Origin of the sequence: Flavihumibacter solisilvae (assembly GCF_000814475.1) — a bacterium.
Lineage (GTDB): Bacteria > Bacteroidota > Bacteroidia > Chitinophagales > Chitinophagaceae > Flavihumibacter > Flavihumibacter solisilvae.
Map to the genome: position 1 here is coordinate 192496 of NZ_JSVC01000013.1, position 18322 is coordinate 210817.

Consider the following 18322-nt stretch of genomic DNA (forward strand, 5'->3'; position numbering starts at 1 on the left):
TACCTGCACTTTATAATTTACCTGCTGCTTCAATAATGAAGTCTGCCACCTTCCCGGGCTGCGACAACATCGGAACATGGGCCGAGTCAAGTTCGAGCACCGTTGCATTTATCTTCTTTGCCTCCAGTCTTTCGAGTTCTGTACCTACTGTCAGGTCATCCGTCCCAATAATGCACCATGATGGCCTTGTCTTCCAGGCTGCTTTCGAAATTTTCGTGGTTGCAGCCTGTGAATTCCAGGGAGTCTGCGTGGCATATACTGTCTTCCGTTCTTCGGCCGGCAGATCCTGCACGAAATAATCATTGATCCCTTTCTCTGACAATCTTAAGTAACCAGACTCATCCACCCTGAACTCTGCACTCCCCGGGGTTGGCGGCAATACCTGGAATACATCATTCACCGACTCCCCGTCGCCCGGGATCAGTGCACATACGTATAGCAGTCCCGCTACTTTTGGATCATTGCCGGCTTCCGTGATCACCATGCCACCATAGGAATGGCCAGCCAGCAATACAGGTCCATCCATCAGTGCAATGGCCCGCTTTACAGCAGCCACATCATCTTCCAGGGAGGTAAGTGGGTTTTGTACTGAGATTACATTGTATCCTTTTGCATGTAACAGGGGAATGACTTTAGCCCAGCTGGAACCATCAGCAAAAAGACCATGAACAAGAACTATGTTTTTTACTCCGTTTCTATCCGACATAAAAAATTATTTAAGAGTTTGTTTAATTACAGCCGCAGCGTGCAGTAATGCAGTTTGAACAGCAGGAATTCCTGCAAGTGGATTTAATAAACCATAATCATGGATCAATCCTCCATACCTCGTCAGGGTTACCGGAACCCCGGCTTCGTCCAGTTTACGTGCATATGCTTCACCTTCATCCCGCAACACGTCGTTCTCGGCAGTCTGGATAAGTGTCAACGGCAGGCCTTTTAACTGTTCTGTGGTCGCCTGCAATGGGGAGGCATAGATTTCTGTCCGTTTCTTGTGATCTGGTAAATAATTATCCCAGAACCAGGTCATCATGTTTTTGGTAAGGAATCTCCCTTCGCCCAGTCTTTGTATGATCCTGTTTCAAAGTTCGCGTCTGTAACCGGCCAGAGCATTACCTGCAGTTTTATTGCCGGGCCCTTTTTATCCTTTGCCATCAGCACCACCGCAGCTGTCATATTTCCACCTACGCTGTTGCCCACTACTGCCAGGTTTTTCCCGTCAACCCCGATCTCGTTGCCATGCTCCGATACCCATTTAACGGTAGCATAGATCTGGTTAATCGCAACGGGATACTGTACTTCTGGTGAAGGCGTGTAATCCGGGAATACTGCTACCGCACCACTTTCAACTACAAGGTCCCTCACCAGCCTCCTGTGGGTTGGATAATCTCCCAGCACCCAGCCTCCGCCGTGAATGAAAACGAAAACCGGTGATCCTGGTTTGCTTCCTGCAGGTTTGGTGATGTGGATCTTTACTTCCTTTCCATCATGCACGATTGTGCGCTCCGTTTCTTCAATTCCGGCATAGTTCACATCTACGGAATTCTGGGCATCTGTTAATACCTGCCGGGCATCGCCAGGACTCAGCTGTTCAATTGGCTTCCCCTTCCCGGAATTAAGCGCCTTCAGGAAGTTTCTCACTGGAACCAGGATCCGTGGATCATTTTCTGCTTTTACATTTTTGTTCTCTTGTGACATTGACTTTTCATTTTTATTTTTGAATATTTCGAACACAGCCATATATGTCCAACAAAGTGCCAATCGACAATGAAACTGAAAACCAAAATATTAGCCGGAACCAATAGCTGTGGTTGATACTGTATTAAGTGATTTGACGAAATTATTCACTGTATAAAGTGAGGGGATTATCTTTATGGATTCAACCAGTGACATTTGAAATACCAGGAGTATTCACCGTCGGAAGCCTTAAGGCCGTACATTAAATGTTATTACCTGTCTGAGACAGGCATAGTAACAGATACGGCATTTGCAACCGGCTGTATCGAGCTGATGTTTAACCTGGGTGGCGGAGGGGTGGAATTATGGGGTCAGATTATCAGGCCTTTAACTTTCCGCTGGCACGAAGAAAACACAATGCTCGGCATCCGCTTCTACCCACACACCGCATTCCTCTTTCTCGATGAAGAAGTGAGCAACTTTAATGACCAGGTCACCGACTTTACTGCTGTTGCTGGTAAACCATTGCGCCTGCTACATGAAAGATTACTCGAAACGCCGCAATCGAACAAGAGGTTCGAGCTGCTGGACATATTCCTACTGGATAAGCTCTATTCTGCCGGCAGGAAATTGGAGAAATTGCCCATCATCACAAATGTAATGCACGAATTGATGCAGGAAAATTTTTTTGATAATCTCCAACAGGTTGCCGGCCGATATGGCATCAGTTCCCGTTACCTGCAGAAATTATTTGTCCAGTACACAGGCCTATCACCCAAACTTTACCAAAAGATCAACCGGTTCCAGAAAGGCCTTGTGCTTGTAGGACAGGGAGAGCAGTCCCTTACTTCCATTGCCTATGAGTGCGGTTACTATGACCAGTCACACTTCATCAGGGATTTCAAAACATTTACAGGATTTACGCCTTCATCGGCCATACCACCAGCATCCGCGATCCTCGCCTCACCCTATCGGTAAGTTGTTCCGATTTGTACAATTCCATCCTCTTTTAAATCAGGAGGTTTGTACAGAAATTAAACATTATGACTATCAGAACCAGTTTATCTATGCTTTTCGCGATCGTAGTTATTTCAGTGGCCTGTAACAGCCTGCAGGCAACCAATAACAACCTGGAGGAAGCGAAAAAAGAAATTGCAGAGAGCAATGCGATTTATTTTGAATCATTCGTGAAGAACGATTCATCCATATTTATTGATCGCTATGCAGAAGATGCCTGCATCATGGCTCCCTTCGCCCCGCAGGCATGCGGACGCGAAAATGCAGCCAGGTTTTTCAGGATAGCCTATGACATTTATGGTCTTCGGAACGGCAGGTTCATTACCACCGCCGTGTATGGCAGTGGTAATGAATTCGTAACTGAAGAGGGACTTTGGCAGTCCTTCAATGAAAGGGGCGAACTGTTTGATGACGGCAAGTTCCTGGTGCTCTGGAAAAAGACCAGTAACGGCTGGAAAATGTTCCGCGATTCGTTCAGCAGCAACCGATCGCAGCCTGCCAAATAGCCTCTTTATTTTCCCTGGTCTCTCAATTTAAACTATGAAGTGATCTCATTCCTTCGCGGATATCTTTTACCAGAAGATCGGGTTGCTCCCATGCTGCGAAGTGACCACCCTTGTCGTGTTTATTGTAATAGATAAGGTTCGGAAAAGCTTTCTCTGACCAGCTCTTTGGTGCTTCGAACAGCTCTTCGCGGAATACACTTACTGCAACCGGGATTTTCACGCCTTTTACTCCGAAAAAGTCGTTCCCGTTAAACTGTAAGCCTTCCCAGTAGAGACGGCCTGAGGAAACGCCGGTGTTTGTCAGCCAGGTTAGTGTGATGTTATCAAGTACATCATCGCGGGTGATTGAGCCGTAAGGTTTTCCTTCCAGGAAAAGTTCAGCGATATGTGCATAACTGGCAGCGTCATGATCCAGCAAGTAGCCTGCGAGCCCGATGGGAGAATCCGCTATGCCGTACAAACTCTGCGGACGTAGTCCCATCTGGTAAGCATAGCCAACGCCTTTTTTGTAAACGAAATCCAGCCGGTCCACTGTTTTCTTTTCATCATCAGAAAGATTCGAAGGCAACGGGCTTCCGGTAAAGAGTGACTTATTGATTTCGGCAGGAACCACCCCGGCCATGTTGGTATGAATTCCCATCAGTTCCGGTGCAGCCTGGGCGCCCATCACTTCTGTAATGATTGCACCCCAGTCGCCACCCTGGGCCACAAATTTTTTGTAGCCGAGGCGTTTCATTAAAGTAACCCATGCACGCGCAATGTGGGCGGGATCCCAGCCGGTAGTTGTTGGCCTGCCTGAGAATCCGTATCCTGGAATGGAAGGTATTACCACATCAAAAGCATCCTCAGGTTTTCCGCCAAATTTAGTCGGGTCGGTAAGTGGATCAATGATCTTCAGCTGCTCAATGACTGAGCCGGGCCATCCATGCGTAACGATAATGGGAAGTGCATTGTTATGTTTCGACCGAACGTGAATAAAATGGATGTCGAGCCCATCAATGTTCGTCATAAAATTGGGATAGGAATTCAATCTTTCTTCCACTTTGCGCCAATCATAATCTTTGGCCCAATACAAGGCAAGTGCCTGGACAGTCGCAAGTTCCACGCCCTGTGATTTGTCAGAAACCGTTTCTTTTTCAGGGTATTTTGTTGCTAAGACCCTGCGTTTTAAGTCATCGAGATCTGCCTGTGAAGCATGGTACTGGAAGGGACGGATGGCTTCATTCGATGAAGTTTCACTGGCAGCTTTGCCTGGGGCACTGCTGATTGTGTCTTTCATTGTTTAAAAATTTTGAGTGTTTTCAAAAATGTTTCAACATGAATGCCATGTCCGGATGGACCTTTAAGAACTAACCGAAAGAGGAGAGAACAATATTGCTGTAGCCGGTAGCAGCACTTTTAATTGGAGACTCCGGTTATGGATAAAATAAGGCCTGTGAAATTACTATTGTCGTTTCCTGCAGGCAAATATTCTTATGCACAAGAAAACTTGAACTAACCCTTACATATAAAAGACATTAAACCTGTGGCCGTCAGGGTCAGAAAAAATAAAGCCATAATAGCCTTTGCCAAATTCTTCCGGTTGGGTGATGAGTTTTCCGCCGGCACTTTCAACCTCCTTAGCCCAATTATTCACCTCTTCTTTATTTGCTGCCGAAATGGTAAATATAATTTCGGTTGCGGCATGCGGGTCGGTCATTTCAGCTTTAATATTTCTTTTCAGGATCTCCTTTAAGAAAAAGTGGATCACAAAATTATCTTCACCAAAAAAGAAGCTTGTCAGTTCCTCAGACCTGCCATTTGATTTAAAACCCAGTTCAGTATAGAACTTAGTTGTTCGCTCAAGGTCACTTACTGCGAAATTTGCCCAGATCTTTTTCGGATTCATTGCGTTTAAATTTAGCGTTCTTCAAATTTATGGTAAGTTTGATCGTCATCTCTGCCAATGGAACCAGCAACCGAAATATTTCTGAATTCAGTTAAGGCCATTTGCCCCGGGCTGGCAGACGATGACCTCAAAGAATTTGCCTCCATAACCACGTTAATGGAGTTAGATAAAAGAGAAATTTTCCTCCAGGCAGGAAAGGTTCAAAAAGCAATCGGCTTTATTGCTAACGGCCTGGTCCGCTCTTCTTACATTGATCACGATGGTAACGAAATAACCGTCGGCTTCTATTCCGAGGGCGACTATGCCACCCACTATCCGGCATTTATCGCCCGCAAACCCAGTAGCTATACCATCCAGTGCATTGAACCAACTACGATGGTTTGTATGACCTATGATGATATCCAGCTATTGTACAAACAGCACCTGGCATTTGAAAGATATGGACGCCTGGTCGCGGAAGAAATTCTAAAAAGACAACAGGCCCGTATCGAGAGTTTCATCTTCCAGTCAGCCGAAGAACGCTACCTCGATTTCATTAATCAGCACCCGACCTTATTCAACAGGATCTCGCTGTCGCACCTCTGCAGCTTCCTCGGCATTGAAAGGCAATCCCTTACACGCATCCGCCAGAAATTGGCCCACCAATAGTTTTTGACACTTATGTGTCAGGTCTGCCCCTCTTTTAAATGCCAGCTTTGCAGTATCAATTTAAACGATCTGCAATGGCAAAGAACATCTTACTCATCCTCGGGCACCCATCCGAAAATTCTTTTTCCAATGCACTGCTGAGTGCCTACCAAAAGGGCGCGGAAAGTGCAGGTGCTGAGACCAGGACCATTTACGTCTCAAGACTGGATTTCAACGTCAACCTCGCCGACGGCTATAAGAACGGTGAATCGATGCAGCTGGAATCCGACCTGGCTGCCTCACAGCAACTGATCAGCTGGGCCGACCACGTGGTAATGGCTTATCCCAACTGGTGGGGTTTCATGCCCGCAGTTACCAAGGGCTTTATCGACAGGATCTTCCTTCCCGGCTTTGCATTCAAACATCATTCAGGCAAAAACTTCCCGGAAAAACTGTTAAAGGGAAAAAGCATGCGTCTGCTCGTAACGATGGACACGCCCAAATGGTGGTTCTACCTGGTATACCGGGCATCGCAATACCAGATCCTTAAAAACATCGTATTCGGCTACGTCGGGTTTGATCCCGTCAGGTTCTCCACTTTCGGTTTCATCAGGAAGTCGACAGACAAACTCCGGGCCGGCTGGCTTAAACAAGTAGAGCAATTAGGTAAACATTTTAAATAATCACTCAATAAAAACAACAATCATGACACACTCAATCAATCCCCAAAAAGGTTTCAGGATCCACTTACTGGTATTCCTGCTTGTAACCCCGGCCATCTGGCTTGTTTGGTTCCTTACCGACACAAGTTACCCCTGGCCAGTATGGCAAACCCCGGCATGGGCGGTTGGACTGCTGTTCCACTACTTCGGCGTATTTGTTTTCAGAACATCTCAAAATCATCGTCATGAACCAGCAACAAAATAGTTTCAGGCGCATTGTGACAGGTCACGATGCAGAAGGCAAAGCGATCATTATTTCCGATGCACCGCCCACACATACACAGCTTGTTGGCGGTCCCGGTGGCCCCACCTTCTTTGAAGTATGGCATACGCAGGCAACACCCGCATTGATCCAGCCGCAACCTGATGAGGCGGACGAGAAATCACTGGTATTACCTCCGCCAAAAAACGGGACCCGCATCCGTGTTATCGAATTCCCGCCCGAAGGGGAAGAGATACGACGACTTACCGGTGCCGATGCAGCAGCAAAATTCAGGGCGATGGGTGATGAGAAGGCATCGACATCAGCAGCGGGCGCTCCTCATCCTTTGATGCATAAGACTGAAACAGTTGATTACGGAATTGTACTTGAAGGAGAGATGACCCTGGTGCTCGATCGTGGGGAGACAGTCATAAAAGCCGGGGACATCATTATCCAGAACGGCACAAACCACGCCTGGGCCAACAGGTCGGGAAAGATCTGCCGCATGGCATTTGTACTGATCGATGGCCACTTTGCCAGTTAAATCTCCCCGAACATTAAAACAAACATTATGCGTATTAAACCATTACAGCCCGGTGCACTTCAACCTGAGATCCGCTTTGTGCACGAGGAGATTGCGAAACTGGTAAGCAACAGCCAGGGACAGGTGAAGATGATCGACGACGAAGGCGCATTGCTGGGTCCCTTCCCGCCAATGTTGCAATACCCGCAATTTGGTGTACCCGCCCTTACCTTTCTCAGGTCGCTCGACAACCACGCCACACTCGCCAAAAACGTACGTGAAGTGGCTATTCTGACAGTCGGCGGATTTTATGGTGCACGCTTCGAACTGTATGCCCACGAGATCATGGCAAAGGCTTTTGGCATTGAACCGGGTATCATCGCAACACTCGCTGCTGGTGGAAGTCCTTATGGGTTGAACGAACAGGAATCCATTGCACACGATATTGCCCATTCACTTGTAACCGGGCATATTGTTCCCGCTTCAACCTATAAGCATGCTGTAAACCTGCTGGGGCAGGATGGTGTGGCTGAACTTTTCTTCCTGGTTGGCGGCTATTGCCTGGTAGCTATGCTGCTAAATGGCTTCGACATTCCCGCACCTGACTTCAACTGAAAAAATCACTGATCAAAAAACATAAAACAAAAAAAATGACGACAGACATTTTCGAACCAGCGACTATCGGTTCCTTAAATCTCAAGAACCGGATCGCAATGGCGCCCATGACAAGAGCAAGAAATTTAGATGGTGTTCCCAACGAACATAACGCTTTGTATTATGCGCAGCGTTCGGGAGCAGGATTGATCATCACGGAAGGCACGGCTATTTCGGATACAGCCAAAGGTGTATTGCATATACCAGGACTATACACCAAAGAACAAGTGGAAGGCTGGAAGAAAGTTACCCGCGAAGTTCGTAACAAAGGCAGCGTCATCTTTACGCAGTTGTGGCATGTGGGCAGGGTTTCCCATACTTCGAACCAGCCCAATGGCAAACCACCTGTAGGCGCGTCGGATATCCAGGCAGCAAATTCTTTTGCCTGGGGTTATGACGACAATGGGAAAGAAGGATTTGTAATTGCCTCAAAGCCACGGGCGCTTTCCACAACAGAGGTCAAACAGGTTGTAACCGATTTCGCCAGGGCCGCAAGTGCCGCAATTGAAGCAGGCTTCGACGGAGTGGAGCTTCACGGCGCCAATGGTTACCTGCTCGAACAATTCCTGAACCCGTTCATCAACAACCGCAATGATGAATATGGCGGGAGTATTGAAAACCGTTCGCGGTTTTTACTTGAAGTTGTGGATGCTACTGTAAAAGCCATCGGTAGTGAAAGAGTCGGCATCAGGCTTACGCCATACGGTGGACTGAATGAGCTGCCGCATTACGATGAAATTGAAGCTACCTATCAATACCTGGCAAAGGAACTGGCAAAAAGAAAACTTGTTTACATTCACATTATGGACCAGAAGTCAAAGGGCAGCCATGCTCTGCCCGATGGATTCATTGAACGCTTCCGGTCGTGGTACGACGGCGTGATCATTCTTGCCGGTAGCATGGACCGCGAAAAATCTGAGCGACTGATTAATGCAGGTACTATCGATATCGCCGGTTTCGGGGAGCCTTTTATTTCCAACCCCGACCTGGTGGAACGCCTGCAGAATAACTGGGAATTAACTCCGCCCAACCGCGACCTGCACTATGGCCTGGGAGCGAAGGGGTACACGGACTGGCCAACGTACCGGGAACAGGAGGAACTGAACTAAAAATAAATTAAGATGAAAGCATTGGTCATTGGAGCAACAGGTGCAACAGGAAAGGACCTGGTCGGCTTACTGTTGGAAGATCCAAATTACACCAGGGTGGTTACTTTTGTGCGCCGCCCCGGTGGCACGGTTCATCCCAAACTAACCGAAGTGCTGACTGATTTTGGTAAGCTGGAAGAGGTGTCAGGTGAAATAAATGGCGACGTGCTGTTCTCATGCCTGGGAACCACGCTCAAGACAGCCGGGTCCAAAGAGAACCAGGAGCATATCGACTACGAGATCCCCGCGAAGTTTGCAGAAGTTGCCAGGGCTAATGGGGTCACCAGGACAGTCTTATTATCCGCCTACGGTGCTTCCCCAACCAGCAACGTGTTTTATTCGCGGCTCAAAGGCAGGCTCGAAGAGCACATCAAAAGTCTCGCCTTCGGCCAGTTCATCATCTTCAGACCCGGGTTGTTGCTCCGCAAGAATACAGACCGCCCGGGGGAAAGAATATCCGCTTCCATTCTGGGCTTCCTGAATACAATAGGATTGGCCCGTAAGTTCCGGCCCTTGCCCACATCCGTACTCGCTGAAAAACTCGCCATAGCCCCCAAAGTTCTCGCCAACGGAACACAGATCATTGAGTTGGATAAGATCTGGAAGGTCAAATAGCGGGACTGTTCCAGGCTCCGGCCTTTGTATTCTCTGTTACAAAATCTTCAAACGAAACCGGCTCCCTTCCAAGTATTGTTTTCACATCGCCCGTAACCGATTCATTCCTGCCATCCATAACCTCGGAAAAGAGATACTTAACCAGCCAGATATAGTCTTCCGGCACCTGGTATTCCCTTAGCATTTTTCCGTATTCATGCATGCTCACTTTTCGGAAAGCTACAGGGCGACCAGTTTCCGAAGCAATTATGTCAACTGCTTTTTCAAAGGACAGGAGGGAAGGACCGGTCAGTTCGTACGTTTTTTTGGAGTGGGCATCGTCAGTTAATGCGGCCACAACAACATCTGCGATGTCATCGGCATGAACAAAGGGATCGCGCGCATTTACGTCGGGAATCACCAGTTCGCCAGCGATGATAGATTCTACGAAAAATCCTTCGCTGAAATTCTGCATGAACCAATTTGCCCTTACAATCGTCCAGTCCATACCTGAATCTGCAACTATGCTTTCGCATGTCTGCGCTTCTTTTTCGCCGCGACCGGATAACAAAACCAGCTTTTGGATCCTGGCTTTTTTGGCTGCTTCTATAAAAGCAGAAATAGCGTCGGCAGAGCCGGGCACTGCAAGGTCCGGCTGGTAAGTGATATACACTTTTGAGATCCCTTCCAAAACTTCCGGCCAGCCTGACGGCTGGTTCCAGTCAAAGGAAGGCCGGGCATTCCGGGAACCAATGCGAACCGGGATGTTACGTTGTTCAAGGCGTTCGGCTACGCGTCTGCCGGTTTTACCGGTTCCACCTAAAACTAAAATGCTGTTGCTCATAGATTGATGTTTATGAGCCAAAATTAGATTCCGCTATGTCGCAGGAATTGAACAAAACCGACATTCTTGTTAAGGCTTCTTAACCTGCATCTCGTTTGGCCTCAGGCCGGTGAACTTCTTAAAGTCACGGATGAAATGCGACTGGTCTGCAAAACCGTTTTCAAAAACGATATCGGTGAGCCTGGAGTAAGATTCAGCAGTCACCTGGTTGAATGAAGAATGGAACTGGATGATCTTGGCAAATTTTTTCGGTGGAATTCCCACGTGTTCAATAAAATTCCGTTGCAGTGTTCTTTCGGTCATGTGCAAGGTTTCGGTCAGTTCCCTGACTGAGATTTTACCTTTACTTTTTATAATTATTTCTATTGCCTCAACAATACTTGCATGCGGATAATATACTTTAACCATAAGCAGCTGCGTAATGAAACGGGCTATGATCTCTGACTGTGTAATAACATCCGAAGATTTCTGCAGCGCTTCAGTGTAGACATTTGTGTCGATAGATGTAAGCCGGTGAAGGTCATAACAATCATCATTAAGTTTTTTTGGATCAATACCCGTCAGGGCTTTCACCGCAACAGGATGCAACTGGAAAACGATAAAGCGGTAAGCTCCCTCCATACACAACTCAATGGGAAGAATTGTTTGCCCGTAGAGGAAAAAGTCGGCGAGAAGTTTGTTCCCCGGTTCCAGGAACATGCCGTTTTTTGTTTGTTGAAATACAATGCCTGGATAACCGTCGGCATAGAACGGGAGTATATGCCTCCTGGTATTGTCACTATCTTCAAAGATCAGGATGTCTTTTACATGGTATGCCAACCCATGGTCCCGTATAATTTGTTCCTTCCAGTTCATGTTTAAAAAACACCTGCAAAGTAATGCTGTATTTCCATAAATAAGACCTTTAGTCTGGCCATATAACCACAACTTCCCCCCGCGACATATTCAATTCCACTATTCCATCTTTAACTACAAACTTTTTATTTCCGTCAGCTACCCGGAACCTGCCGAACGGCAGCCTGATCCGCAGTCTGCCGCCTTTCTCTGCCCGTACAGTCACGCCCGTAAACCTGCCATCCTGTTTACCTGCTGAAACCAAAAACGCTCCCTCTGACCGAAGGTTGGAAAACGAAACGTTACGCCAGTCCGCCGGTGTAGCTGGAAATACCTCGATATACCCATTCCTGCTTTGCAGCAGGAGCTCGTGCACGCCCTGGGCGAAAGCAAAATTGCCTTCCAGTGTAAAGGGACGATAAGTAAAATCGGAGTATTGTCCGCCTCGCTGGTCGCCGTTCAGGTGAAAACTGTTGGGTGAACAGAAATTCGAAGCAAAAATCTGCAGTTGCCTTGCCGCACTGTCCGCCTTGTGCGCCCGAGCATACATGGAGGCCATCCAGCTGAAGGAATATCCACACCAGGCGCGTGTGCCCTTTTCCTCTATCCGGCGCAGTGAGTTCTCAATGATGACACTATCGGCTGGATTGTTTACATCCAGCAATGCAAGTGGATAGATCGCCATGTACTGCGAAAAATGACGGTGCGATTCATTGAGGTTTTGTCCGGGTGCAACCGTGAACCCTGTTTCATTTACCTCACATGCCGGAAGTTGTGCCAGCACCTGCTGCCAGTGCTTCGATTCTTCAGGCTTACCCATTGAAGTAGCTGCCTCGGCGGCAGCAGTGAATAAAAACTTCGCGAGCGACAGGTCAAAGTTGCTCCAGCTTAGAAACCACGCACTGATGTCATTGTTGTTGTATTCCGGACTGGAACTCAAAGGCAATGTCCTCACACCGTCTTTCAGTCGTGTAATGTTTTCCAGGTAAACTGCTGCCTCATGGATATACGGATATGCCTGCTTTTGGAGGAAGGACGCATCCATAGAGTATTTCCATTGCCAGTAGAAATGCTGTGCACACCAGGCACCCACAGTAGGTGAGAGGGAGTACTGGATCCAGCCACCCATCGGGTCGCCATTCAACGTTGCCACACCAGGAACATTCAATCCATCTACCCCGAAATACTGCCGGGTATATTGTTTGTTCTTCGCGCTTATTTTCCACAGCCAGTCTGTAAAGGTTGCACCTTCGGCCAAACGATTGCCGGTATATGTTGGCCAGTAACTTAGCTGCGTATTGAGATCATTATGGAAATCTCCTTTCCATGGCGGCAGGCTTCCATTGTCTGCCGTCCACACTGCCTGCAGCGTAATTGCGGGTGCACCTGCACGTGCCACGCTACCAAGTTTATACAGCTCGAGATAGTATTGTTTTTCGACCAGGGTATCAGGCAACGATACCGATGATTTTGACCAGTATTCTTTCCACCAGCTCGTATGCGAATTGCGGGAGATTGTTTCGCTGGTGCCGGTTATTGTAGCCGGTAATACGGCTGGTTGATTATTCGCGATTGTCCACATTCCCGTGATCACATTTCCAGGGAGTTTGGTCCACCTGATCAGCACTTCAAAGTAGCGTCCTTCGTACACGGGTTGCCGGTAGCGGATGCTGTTCGTTGACCGGGTGACTGTTCCTTTTGCGTATCCCAGTTTTTCGAGTCCTTCGCCGGAATGACTGTTATCATTTTCCTTGAGGTTCTTGCCGGAATTGTAATTATGAACGATGAGTTCAGGGATTGCAGCGCCAGCCAGGTTTTTGAAAGTGAAGTGTCCCTCCGGTTTGGTCGCATGAATATAACTTTCGAAAATCACCCCGTTTTCGAAGACCACTTTATTAATCGCCGTTTTAAGATCGAGTTCATTGGAGACAACCTTGCCGAAACTTCCGATCCCGAATTCCATAGCTGCCGCCGGCAGTTTTGTCGGGTATGGAACCTGGTCATAGGGATGATCGCCAAGTTTCTGTACCGGGCCATAATCTTTTTTGAGCACCTGTTGTTCAACCCATTGAAAGTTGAATTTTGAAAGGTCAAGGGCCTTGCGTTCATCCCACAGATCTGCCCGGTCGAGCGACAGTCGCAACTTATCGTTCTTCTTCCAGGTCAGTGCGCCAAGCATACCATTTCCCAGCGGCATGCCTTCATCCCAGCGACTAGCGAGATGGTCGAACTGCAAATTATGTTTTTGTGTCAGCTGTGCAGATGCGCAGGTATTAGCGAAGAGTAAGATCGAAAGCAACCCATGGCATTTGCCGGGTAGTTTGTTGAATATGGCTGGCATGCAACCAAAGTAGTTGAAATGTCAGGGATTGTTGCATTGACTTAGCAGAATGCTAAAAAGGGAAAAAGAAGTGTGAATTAAGAAGCAATTTCCGGTCACCCGGTATATCCTAAATTTGGTCGATATAACCTTTTAAGCAAAGTAGAATTGGCCTTTTGAGCAAAGCTGTCCCGTTTTAATTTGGATAAATTTGCCGAATGATAAGCCTGATAATTCTTAAACTTATACTGCAATGCTTCGTAAAAGGAAAGTGCCGGTAATAAAGGGGCATATTTCAAACCCGGATTTGAAAGTAGTATTACCGGGCTGGCCCGGCACACCTGTGGACCAGGACGGACTTTTTATTAACCAGGAACATCCAATGGTAGGAAGCATCTGGGAGGTTCTGAAGTTTATGACCGAGAGAAATCCACAACGTGAAATAAAAAAGAAAGATACCTGGCGTATTTCCGTTCTGAAGGATGAAGTATGGCTGAATGACCCCGCCGATAAGATTGTATGGCTTGGACATGCAAGTTTTTTTATTCAGCTGGCTGGCACACGAATATTAATCGACCCGGTTTTCGGCAAGTTGCCAGTAGGCAGGCGTTATTCTGAACTGCCCGTCGATCCGCATAAACTGTTGAATATTGATTATATCCTTGTTTCCCATGCTCATTATGACCATTGCGATAAAAAGAGTTTAATCCTGCTGGCCGCCGCAAACCCAAAGGCTCAGGTATTTTGCGGATTAAAGCTCAATAAACTCATTCAAAAGTGGGTCGGTATTCCGATACAGGCCGCAGGGTGGTACCAGCAGTATGAAACTCCTGCTGATATCCGGATTACTTTCCTGCCTTCGAGACACTGGGCCAGCAGGAGTTTTTTTGATGCAAATGAAACGCTGTGGGGCGGCTTTATGATTCAAAAATCTGGTAAGTGCATTTATTACAGCGGGGATTCCGGGTCAGGCTCACATTTTAATGATATCGGGGTCTTCTTTCCGGGTATAGATGTTGCCCTGATTGGTGTTGGTGCATATGCCCCCGCCTGGTTTATGTCACGCAACCATCAAGATCCTTTCCAGGCCGTCGAAGCTTTTCATGCAACAGGCGGCAGGATTTTCATCCCATTTCATTATGGCACATTCGATGCTGCGGATGAGCCGATGAGCGAACCTGAACAGATACTGAATAAACTCAGGGCTGAAGGCAAAATCAACAACGAACTGAAGATTCTAAGGCTGGGGGAAACATTTCCTCTGTAAGGTCTCAACCCTGCCGCTTAATCACCTTTCCTTCAATATATTGTTTCATGAAATTATCCTTGAAGCTTTGGCCGAGCGGGATCTCATTACTCTGGATATATACAAACTCGTTGTCAAAAGAAGTAAGGTGCAATACGTTTACGATATATGATTTGCTGACCCTGGCAAAAATAGAGTCGGGTAATTGTGCCGCGATTGTTTTTACGTTCATTGCTGTGATGACCTTTTCTGCAGCGGTATAAATGATCACATAATCTTTCAGTCCTTCAATATAAAGGATGTTCCTAAAGTAGATCTTAAAGAATTTCCTTTCAGCTTTAATAAAAATAAAGTCATCCTCGATCTTTTCCACATGATTGGAGTTGCTCTCCTGCTGCAATAACTTCAGGTGATTTTCCGCTTTGTTCACCGCTTTGAGAAACCGCTCAATCCGTATTGGTTTTACCAGGTAATCAATGGCATCCAGTTCATAGCTCTCCAGGGCATATTGAGGATAGGCCGTAGTAAAGATGACCAGTGGAACATCCCTTAATGATTTTAGAAAATCCAGTCCATTTAACTCCGGCATATTGATATCGAGAAACATGATATCAACTTTTTCTTTTCGTAAAAAGTCGCCGGCTGCAAATGCATTACTGAATGAACCGAGCAATTGCAGTGAAGCGACAGCCTCAATATTCATTTCCATGCCCTGGCGCGCAAGCGGTTCGTCGTCTACAATTATACAGGTCATAACGATAGAATGAGATTCACAATATATCTGTCAGAATCGTCTGTTATTTGCAACGAGTGTTTACCAGGATACAGTAACTCAAGCCTTCTTTTAATATTTGCCAGGCCTAGTCCTCCAATGATATTGTTTTTTACCGGTGGCTTTGAATTTTCCGAGGAAAAATGCAATTGTTTGTCATCAACCCGGAAATTGATCTTTAGGTAGGAATAGCCTACAGTCGACGCCCCATGCTTGATAGCATTTTCCACAAACGGGATGAATAAAAACGGCGGCAGATTTACTTTATCGGTATTTCCTTCTTTTTGGATTTCATAATCGAAATTGTTTTTCCTGATCTTTTCCAGTGCCAGCAGGTTTTGCATAAATGCAATGTCTTTTGATAACAGGATCTTGTCCCTTGCACTATCATATAGCTGGTATCGCAACAGGTCGGATAAGCCAAGAAGCATCTGCGATGCCTTTTCGGGATCTGTTTTGGTCAGTACAACCAGGTTATTCAATGTATTGAAAAGAAAATGAGGATTTACCTGGCTTTTCAATTGTTCCAGTTCCGTTCTTAGGTTGGCCTGGTGCAGCTCATTCATTAGTTGAACATCATTGATCCATTTCTTAAAGATCACCATGCCGACAACGGCACCGAGTATAACACTTACAACGGCAGAGATTTGAGCAAAAGTAACCAACGACAGGTCTATATGCTGCAATGTATTGATGCCCGGAACAACAGGTTCTATCAGGAAATTATCAAGAGACCATACCACAAAATAGATCAGCACCAGTAGCAGGAAGAAAGAAATGGCGAACAGGAAAACTTTCGAACGGAACAACAAACGCGGGATCAGAACCCGGATCAAAAGAAGATTGACCCCTGTTATGAGAAAGAATCCGATCGTATCAGCTATTATGATGGCCCGCAAGAGTTCCGGGGGACGTGGATCATTTGATACGCCAATATCACCTTTGAAGGAAAGAACAAGCGTAAGTCCAATTAATAGTGTATAACGCAGCCACCGGTATTTTCGATCCGCAATAATCCTTGTTATAGGGTTATCCAGGGTAAGCATGATGACGTTGTTGTCCTGCATGTTCCAAAGTTACCAAATCACTTCGGCGGATGGGGCGTATTCGACGAACATCTCCTTTTGTTATACGAAATGGGTTTCCCCGGTTTATTTTGGGTGATTTCGGTCAAAAAGTTCGAGCTGGACCTTACAGTTGGTTTGGTATAAAAGCCGGGCCAATTTGTATAAATATGCTACAGTCTCCTGCCGGATGGGTATAGGTTTGCGCCCTGTTAATCATTCTAAAGGAAATATCTACATCATGAATTTTACTTTTCAGCAGAAGGTTGCTATCATGTTTATCGACATCCGGAACTTCACATGTTTTGCTTCAAAAAAAAGCCCGGAAGAAATTGCGCTTTATATAAATGCGTTTTTCAGGATAGTAATCAATACTGTCAGCAGGTATAATGGTTTTGTTAACCAGTTCTTAGGCGATGGCTGCTTGGTAACATTTGGCACGCCGCTGGATCCCTGCAATCTTTCACAAAATGCGGTCGACGCATCAATGATGATCCTGAGAAACCTGGACAAGGCTGTTCAGAACGGAGAAATCGAGCAAACGAAAATCGGGATCGGTATTCACATTGGTGAGGTGGTTACGGGAAATCTCGGGACCAAAGAACGATACCAGCATTCTGTTACCGGCAGTGCGGTCATACTGGCATCAAGGATCGAGCAGCTGAACAAACAATTCGGCTCTCAATTATTGGTATCCGAAGATGTGATGAGGTCAGTCGGTCAACTGGATGCTGATCCTGTCTCATTTCGGAATGTTCCCCTAAAGGGTTGGCACCAACCTGTTTCCATTTACAAACTGGCATAACCTGAACCGACAACCATGAAATACTTAATGCGCCAAAGTCGAAGGGCTATTTCACTCTTCCTGCTTATCACATTTTCTTTAAGCGCCTTGTTCTACTTTTTGATCATTCATACCGGCAAACTGGGAAGTGGATTTGGGATCTACATTACCGGGTTAATGTGGTGCCCGGCGATTGCCGCATTGATTACTACAAGGATCTTCGAGAGAAAGGTTTCCGGGCTTGGCTGGCAATGGGGTAATCCGAAGTATCAATTGTGGAGTTACCTGGTACCGCTACTCTATGTTCTCGCTGCCTATAGCATTACCTGGGCAACCGGCGTTGGACGATTTTACAACGATGATTTTGTTAGTCATGTATCAGCGTCGTTTGGGTGGGATCAGTTACCCAAAGGAGTTGTAATCGCTTTATACATTATCCTTACCGGGGTATTCGGAATGGCGGAAAGTGCAGCCAGAGCATTGGGAGAGGAGATTGGCTGGCGTGGTTTTTTAGTGCCGGAACTTTACCGGATCACGAATTATACCGCCACATCATTAATTACAGGTATTGTCTGGTCTCTCTGGCATTTTCCCATTCTGCTTTATGCAGATTATAACAGCGGCACCCCCGCATGGTTTGCCTTGAGCTGCTTTATAGTATCCGTGGTAAGTATAAGTTTTGTCTACACCTGGTTTCGTTTGAGATCAAATAGTCTGTGGACTGGCGTTTTACTACATGCAAGCCATAACTTATTTATTCAATCAATTTTTACCCCGCTTACCAAAGACACAGGCAATACAAAATATTTTATTGATGAATTCGGCCTGGTGCTGCCATTAGTATGTATATGCGTTGCTGTTTTCTTTTGGAACAAAAGGGCAGATCTTATTAAAAACTGAATA

At 46.5% G+C, this 18322-nt stretch carries 22 protein-coding genes; 12 read left to right on the top strand and 10 right to left on the bottom strand.

The window, feature by feature from the left end; translation table 11 throughout:
- Positions 1-10: 10 nt before the first annotated feature.
- From OI18_RS12425 to OI18_RS25235, 3 genes are read right to left on the bottom strand one after another with little or no spacing between them, the layout of a single operon-like run.
- Positions 11-706 carry an alpha/beta fold hydrolase gene (locus tag OI18_RS12425; protein ID WP_052273152.1) on the bottom strand — a complete coding sequence of 232 codons (696 nt, stop codon included), beginning with the start codon at positions 704-706 and terminating at the stop codon, positions 11-13.
- 6 nt (positions 707-712) lie between these two features.
- Entirely contained in the window at positions 713-1030 is a 318-nt protein-coding gene (locus OI18_RS25230; RefSeq protein WP_262494005.1) for an alpha/beta hydrolase, read from the bottom strand.
- Positions 1027-1695, bottom strand: a complete 669-nt coding sequence (locus tag OI18_RS25235; RefSeq protein WP_262494006.1) for an alpha/beta hydrolase — start codon at positions 1693-1695, stop codon at positions 1027-1029. Before OI18_RS25235 ends, OI18_RS25230 begins: the two co-directional genes overlap by 4 nt.
- Positions 1696-1890: 195 nt before the next feature.
- Between OI18_RS25235 and OI18_RS12435 the strand changes: the two genes are divergently transcribed.
- Complete coding sequence (locus OI18_RS12435) at positions 1891-2652, top strand: helix-turn-helix domain-containing protein (RefSeq protein WP_039140179.1); 762 nt, start codon at positions 1891-1893, stop codon at positions 2650-2652.
- Positions 2653-2717: 65 nt separating this feature from the next.
- Positions 2718-3197 (top strand): YybH family protein, encoded by a 480-nt coding sequence (locus OI18_RS12440; protein WP_205410037.1) that lies wholly within the window; start codon positions 2718-2720, stop codon positions 3195-3197.
- A 22-nt stretch (positions 3198-3219) separates the two neighbouring features.
- Here the strand turns inward: OI18_RS12440 and OI18_RS12445 are convergent, their stop codons facing one another.
- Both OI18_RS12445 and OI18_RS12450 read right to left on the bottom strand, forming a co-directional pair.
- Entirely contained in the window at positions 3220-4476 is a 1257-nt protein-coding gene (locus OI18_RS12445) for an epoxide hydrolase family protein (protein ID WP_052273153.1), read from the bottom strand.
- Between the two features lie 222 nt (positions 4477-4698).
- Positions 4699-5085 (bottom strand): VOC family protein, encoded by a 387-nt coding sequence (locus tag OI18_RS12450; RefSeq protein ID WP_039140180.1) that lies wholly within the window; start codon positions 5083-5085, stop codon positions 4699-4701.
- Positions 5086-5142: 57 nt separating this feature from the next.
- Here OI18_RS12450 and OI18_RS12455 point away from each other — a divergent pair, with 57 nt between their 5' ends.
- The 7 genes from OI18_RS12455 to OI18_RS12485 all read left to right on the top strand — a co-directional run bounded on the left by OI18_RS12455 (position 5143) and on the right by OI18_RS12485 (position 9576).
- Positions 5143-5733, top strand: coding sequence for a Crp/Fnr family transcriptional regulator (locus OI18_RS12455; RefSeq protein WP_039140181.1), 591 nt, complete (start codon positions 5143-5145; stop codon positions 5731-5733).
- A 74-nt stretch (positions 5734-5807) separates the two neighbouring features.
- The gene (locus OI18_RS12460; RefSeq protein WP_039140182.1) at positions 5808-6395 is read left to right on the top strand and encodes an NAD(P)H-dependent oxidoreductase; all 588 of its coding nucleotides are present in this window, start codon (positions 5808-5810) and stop codon (positions 6393-6395) included.
- Between the two features lie 22 nt (positions 6396-6417).
- Positions 6418-6639: a 2TM domain-containing protein gene (locus OI18_RS12465; protein ID WP_039140183.1), complete on the top strand. Its 222-nt coding sequence runs from the start codon at positions 6418-6420 to the stop codon at positions 6637-6639.
- A complete protein-coding gene (locus OI18_RS12470; RefSeq protein ID WP_039140184.1) occupies positions 6620-7180 on the top strand; it encodes a cupin domain-containing protein in 561 nt (186 codons plus the stop codon). The genes OI18_RS12465 and OI18_RS12470 overlap by 20 nt, the downstream gene beginning before the upstream one ends.
- Before the next feature lie 27 nt (positions 7181-7207).
- Complete coding sequence (locus OI18_RS12475) at positions 7208-7774, top strand: carboxymuconolactone decarboxylase family protein (RefSeq protein WP_039140185.1); 567 nt, start codon at positions 7208-7210, stop codon at positions 7772-7774.
- A gap of 35 nt (positions 7775-7809) precedes the next feature.
- Complete coding sequence (locus OI18_RS12480) at positions 7810-8922, top strand: alkene reductase (protein WP_039140186.1); 1113 nt, start codon at positions 7810-7812, stop codon at positions 8920-8922.
- A gap of 12 nt (positions 8923-8934) precedes the next feature.
- Positions 8935-9576 (top strand): NAD(P)H-binding protein, encoded by a 642-nt coding sequence (locus OI18_RS12485; protein WP_039140187.1) that lies wholly within the window; start codon positions 8935-8937, stop codon positions 9574-9576.
- Here OI18_RS12485 and OI18_RS12490 read toward each other — a convergent pair.
- The 3 genes from OI18_RS12490 to OI18_RS12500 all read right to left on the bottom strand — a co-directional run bounded on the left by OI18_RS12490 (position 9569) and on the right by OI18_RS12500 (position 13574).
- On the bottom strand, positions 9569-10399 hold the full coding sequence (locus OI18_RS12490) for an NAD(P)H-binding protein (protein ID WP_039140188.1): 831 nt from the start codon (positions 10397-10399) through the stop codon (positions 9569-9571). The genes OI18_RS12485 and OI18_RS12490 overlap by 8 nt on opposite strands.
- A 69-nt stretch (positions 10400-10468) precedes the next feature.
- Positions 10469-11254, bottom strand: coding sequence for a helix-turn-helix domain-containing protein (locus OI18_RS12495; RefSeq protein ID WP_052273154.1), 786 nt, complete (start codon positions 11252-11254; stop codon positions 10469-10471).
- Positions 11255-11303: 49 nt separating this feature from the next.
- The gene (locus OI18_RS12500; RefSeq protein WP_052273155.1) at positions 11304-13574 is read right to left on the bottom strand and encodes a glycosyl hydrolase family 95 catalytic domain-containing protein; all 2271 of its coding nucleotides are present in this window, start codon (positions 13572-13574) and stop codon (positions 11304-11306) included.
- A 232-nt stretch (positions 13575-13806) separates the two neighbouring features.
- Here OI18_RS12500 and OI18_RS12505 point away from each other — a divergent pair, with 232 nt between their 5' ends.
- Entirely contained in the window at positions 13807-14820 is a 1014-nt protein-coding gene (locus OI18_RS12505; protein WP_052273156.1) for an MBL fold metallo-hydrolase, read from the top strand.
- Positions 14821-14824: 4 nt separating this feature from the next.
- Here OI18_RS12505 and OI18_RS12510 read toward each other — a convergent pair whose 3' ends face one another.
- Entirely contained in the window at positions 14825-15553 is a 729-nt protein-coding gene (locus tag OI18_RS12510; RefSeq protein WP_039140189.1) for a LytR/AlgR family response regulator transcription factor, read from the bottom strand.
- Positions 15550-16638 (bottom strand): sensor histidine kinase, encoded by a 1089-nt coding sequence (locus OI18_RS12515; RefSeq protein WP_052273157.1) that lies wholly within the window; start codon positions 16636-16638, stop codon positions 15550-15552. The genes OI18_RS12510 and OI18_RS12515 overlap by 4 nt, the downstream gene beginning before the upstream one ends.
- Positions 16639-16876: 238 nt before the next feature.
- On the opposite strand from OI18_RS12515, the gene OI18_RS12520 reads away from it, so the two are divergent.
- Positions 16877-17440 (top strand): adenylate/guanylate cyclase domain-containing protein, encoded by a 564-nt coding sequence (locus OI18_RS12520; RefSeq protein WP_160290229.1) that lies wholly within the window; start codon positions 16877-16879, stop codon positions 17438-17440.
- 15 nt (positions 17441-17455) lie between these two features.
- Positions 17456-18319 (top strand): CPBP family intramembrane glutamic endopeptidase, encoded by an 864-nt coding sequence (locus OI18_RS12525; protein ID WP_052273159.1) that lies wholly within the window; start codon positions 17456-17458, stop codon positions 18317-18319.
- Positions 18320-18322 lie beyond the last annotated feature (3 nt).

Coding starts and splice junctions, on each gene's coding strand:
- OI18_RS12425 (WP_052273152.1), bottom strand. CDS start 706: ATGTCGGATAGAAACGGAGTAAAAAACATAGTTCTTGTTCATGGTCTT.
- OI18_RS25230 (WP_262494005.1), bottom strand. CDS start 1,030: ATGATGACCTGGTTCTGGGATAATTATTTACCAGATCACAAGAAACGG.
- OI18_RS25235 (WP_262494006.1), bottom strand. CDS start 1,695: ATGTCACAAGAGAACAAAAATGTAAAAGCAGAAAATGATCCACGGATC.
- OI18_RS12440 (WP_205410037.1), top strand. CDS start 2,718: ATGACTATCAGAACCAGTTTATCTATGCTTTTCGCGATCGTAGTTATT.
- OI18_RS12445 (WP_052273153.1), bottom strand. CDS start 4,476: ATGAAAGACACAATCAGCAGTGCCCCAGGCAAAGCTGCCAGTGAAACT.
- OI18_RS12450 (WP_039140180.1), bottom strand. CDS start 5,085: ATGAATCCGAAAAAGATCTGGGCAAATTTCGCAGTAAGTGACCTTGAG.
- OI18_RS12455 (WP_039140181.1), top strand. CDS start 5,143: ATGGAACCAGCAACCGAAATATTTCTGAATTCAGTTAAGGCCATTTGC.
- OI18_RS12460 (WP_039140182.1), top strand. CDS start 5,808: ATGGCAAAGAACATCTTACTCATCCTCGGGCACCCATCCGAAAATTCT.
- OI18_RS12465 (WP_039140183.1), top strand. CDS start 6,418: ATGACACACTCAATCAATCCCCAAAAAGGTTTCAGGATCCACTTACTG.
- OI18_RS12470 (WP_039140184.1), top strand. CDS start 6,620: ATGAACCAGCAACAAAATAGTTTCAGGCGCATTGTGACAGGTCACGAT.
- OI18_RS12475 (WP_039140185.1), top strand. CDS start 7,208: ATGCGTATTAAACCATTACAGCCCGGTGCACTTCAACCTGAGATCCGC.
- OI18_RS12480 (WP_039140186.1), top strand. CDS start 7,810: ATGACGACAGACATTTTCGAACCAGCGACTATCGGTTCCTTAAATCTC.
- OI18_RS12485 (WP_039140187.1), top strand. CDS start 8,935: ATGAAAGCATTGGTCATTGGAGCAACAGGTGCAACAGGAAAGGACCTG.
- OI18_RS12490 (WP_039140188.1), bottom strand. CDS start 10,399: ATGAGCAACAGCATTTTAGTTTTAGGTGGAACCGGTAAAACCGGCAGA.
- OI18_RS12495 (WP_052273154.1), bottom strand. CDS start 11,254: ATGAACTGGAAGGAACAAATTATACGGGACCATGGGTTGGCATACCAT.
- OI18_RS12500 (WP_052273155.1), bottom strand. CDS start 13,574: ATGCCAGCCATATTCAACAAACTACCCGGCAAATGCCATGGGTTGCTT.
- OI18_RS12505 (WP_052273156.1), top strand. CDS start 13,807: ATGCTTCGTAAAAGGAAAGTGCCGGTAATAAAGGGGCATATTTCAAAC.
- OI18_RS12510 (WP_039140189.1), bottom strand. CDS start 15,553: ATGACCTGTATAATTGTAGACGACGAACCGCTTGCGCGCCAGGGCATG.
- OI18_RS12515 (WP_052273157.1), bottom strand. CDS start 16,638: ATGCAGGACAACAACGTCATCATGCTTACCCTGGATAACCCTATAACA.
- OI18_RS12520 (WP_160290229.1), top strand. CDS start 16,877: ATGAATTTTACTTTTCAGCAGAAGGTTGCTATCATGTTTATCGACATC.
- OI18_RS12525 (WP_052273159.1), top strand. CDS start 17,456: ATGAAATACTTAATGCGCCAAAGTCGAAGGGCTATTTCACTCTTCCTG.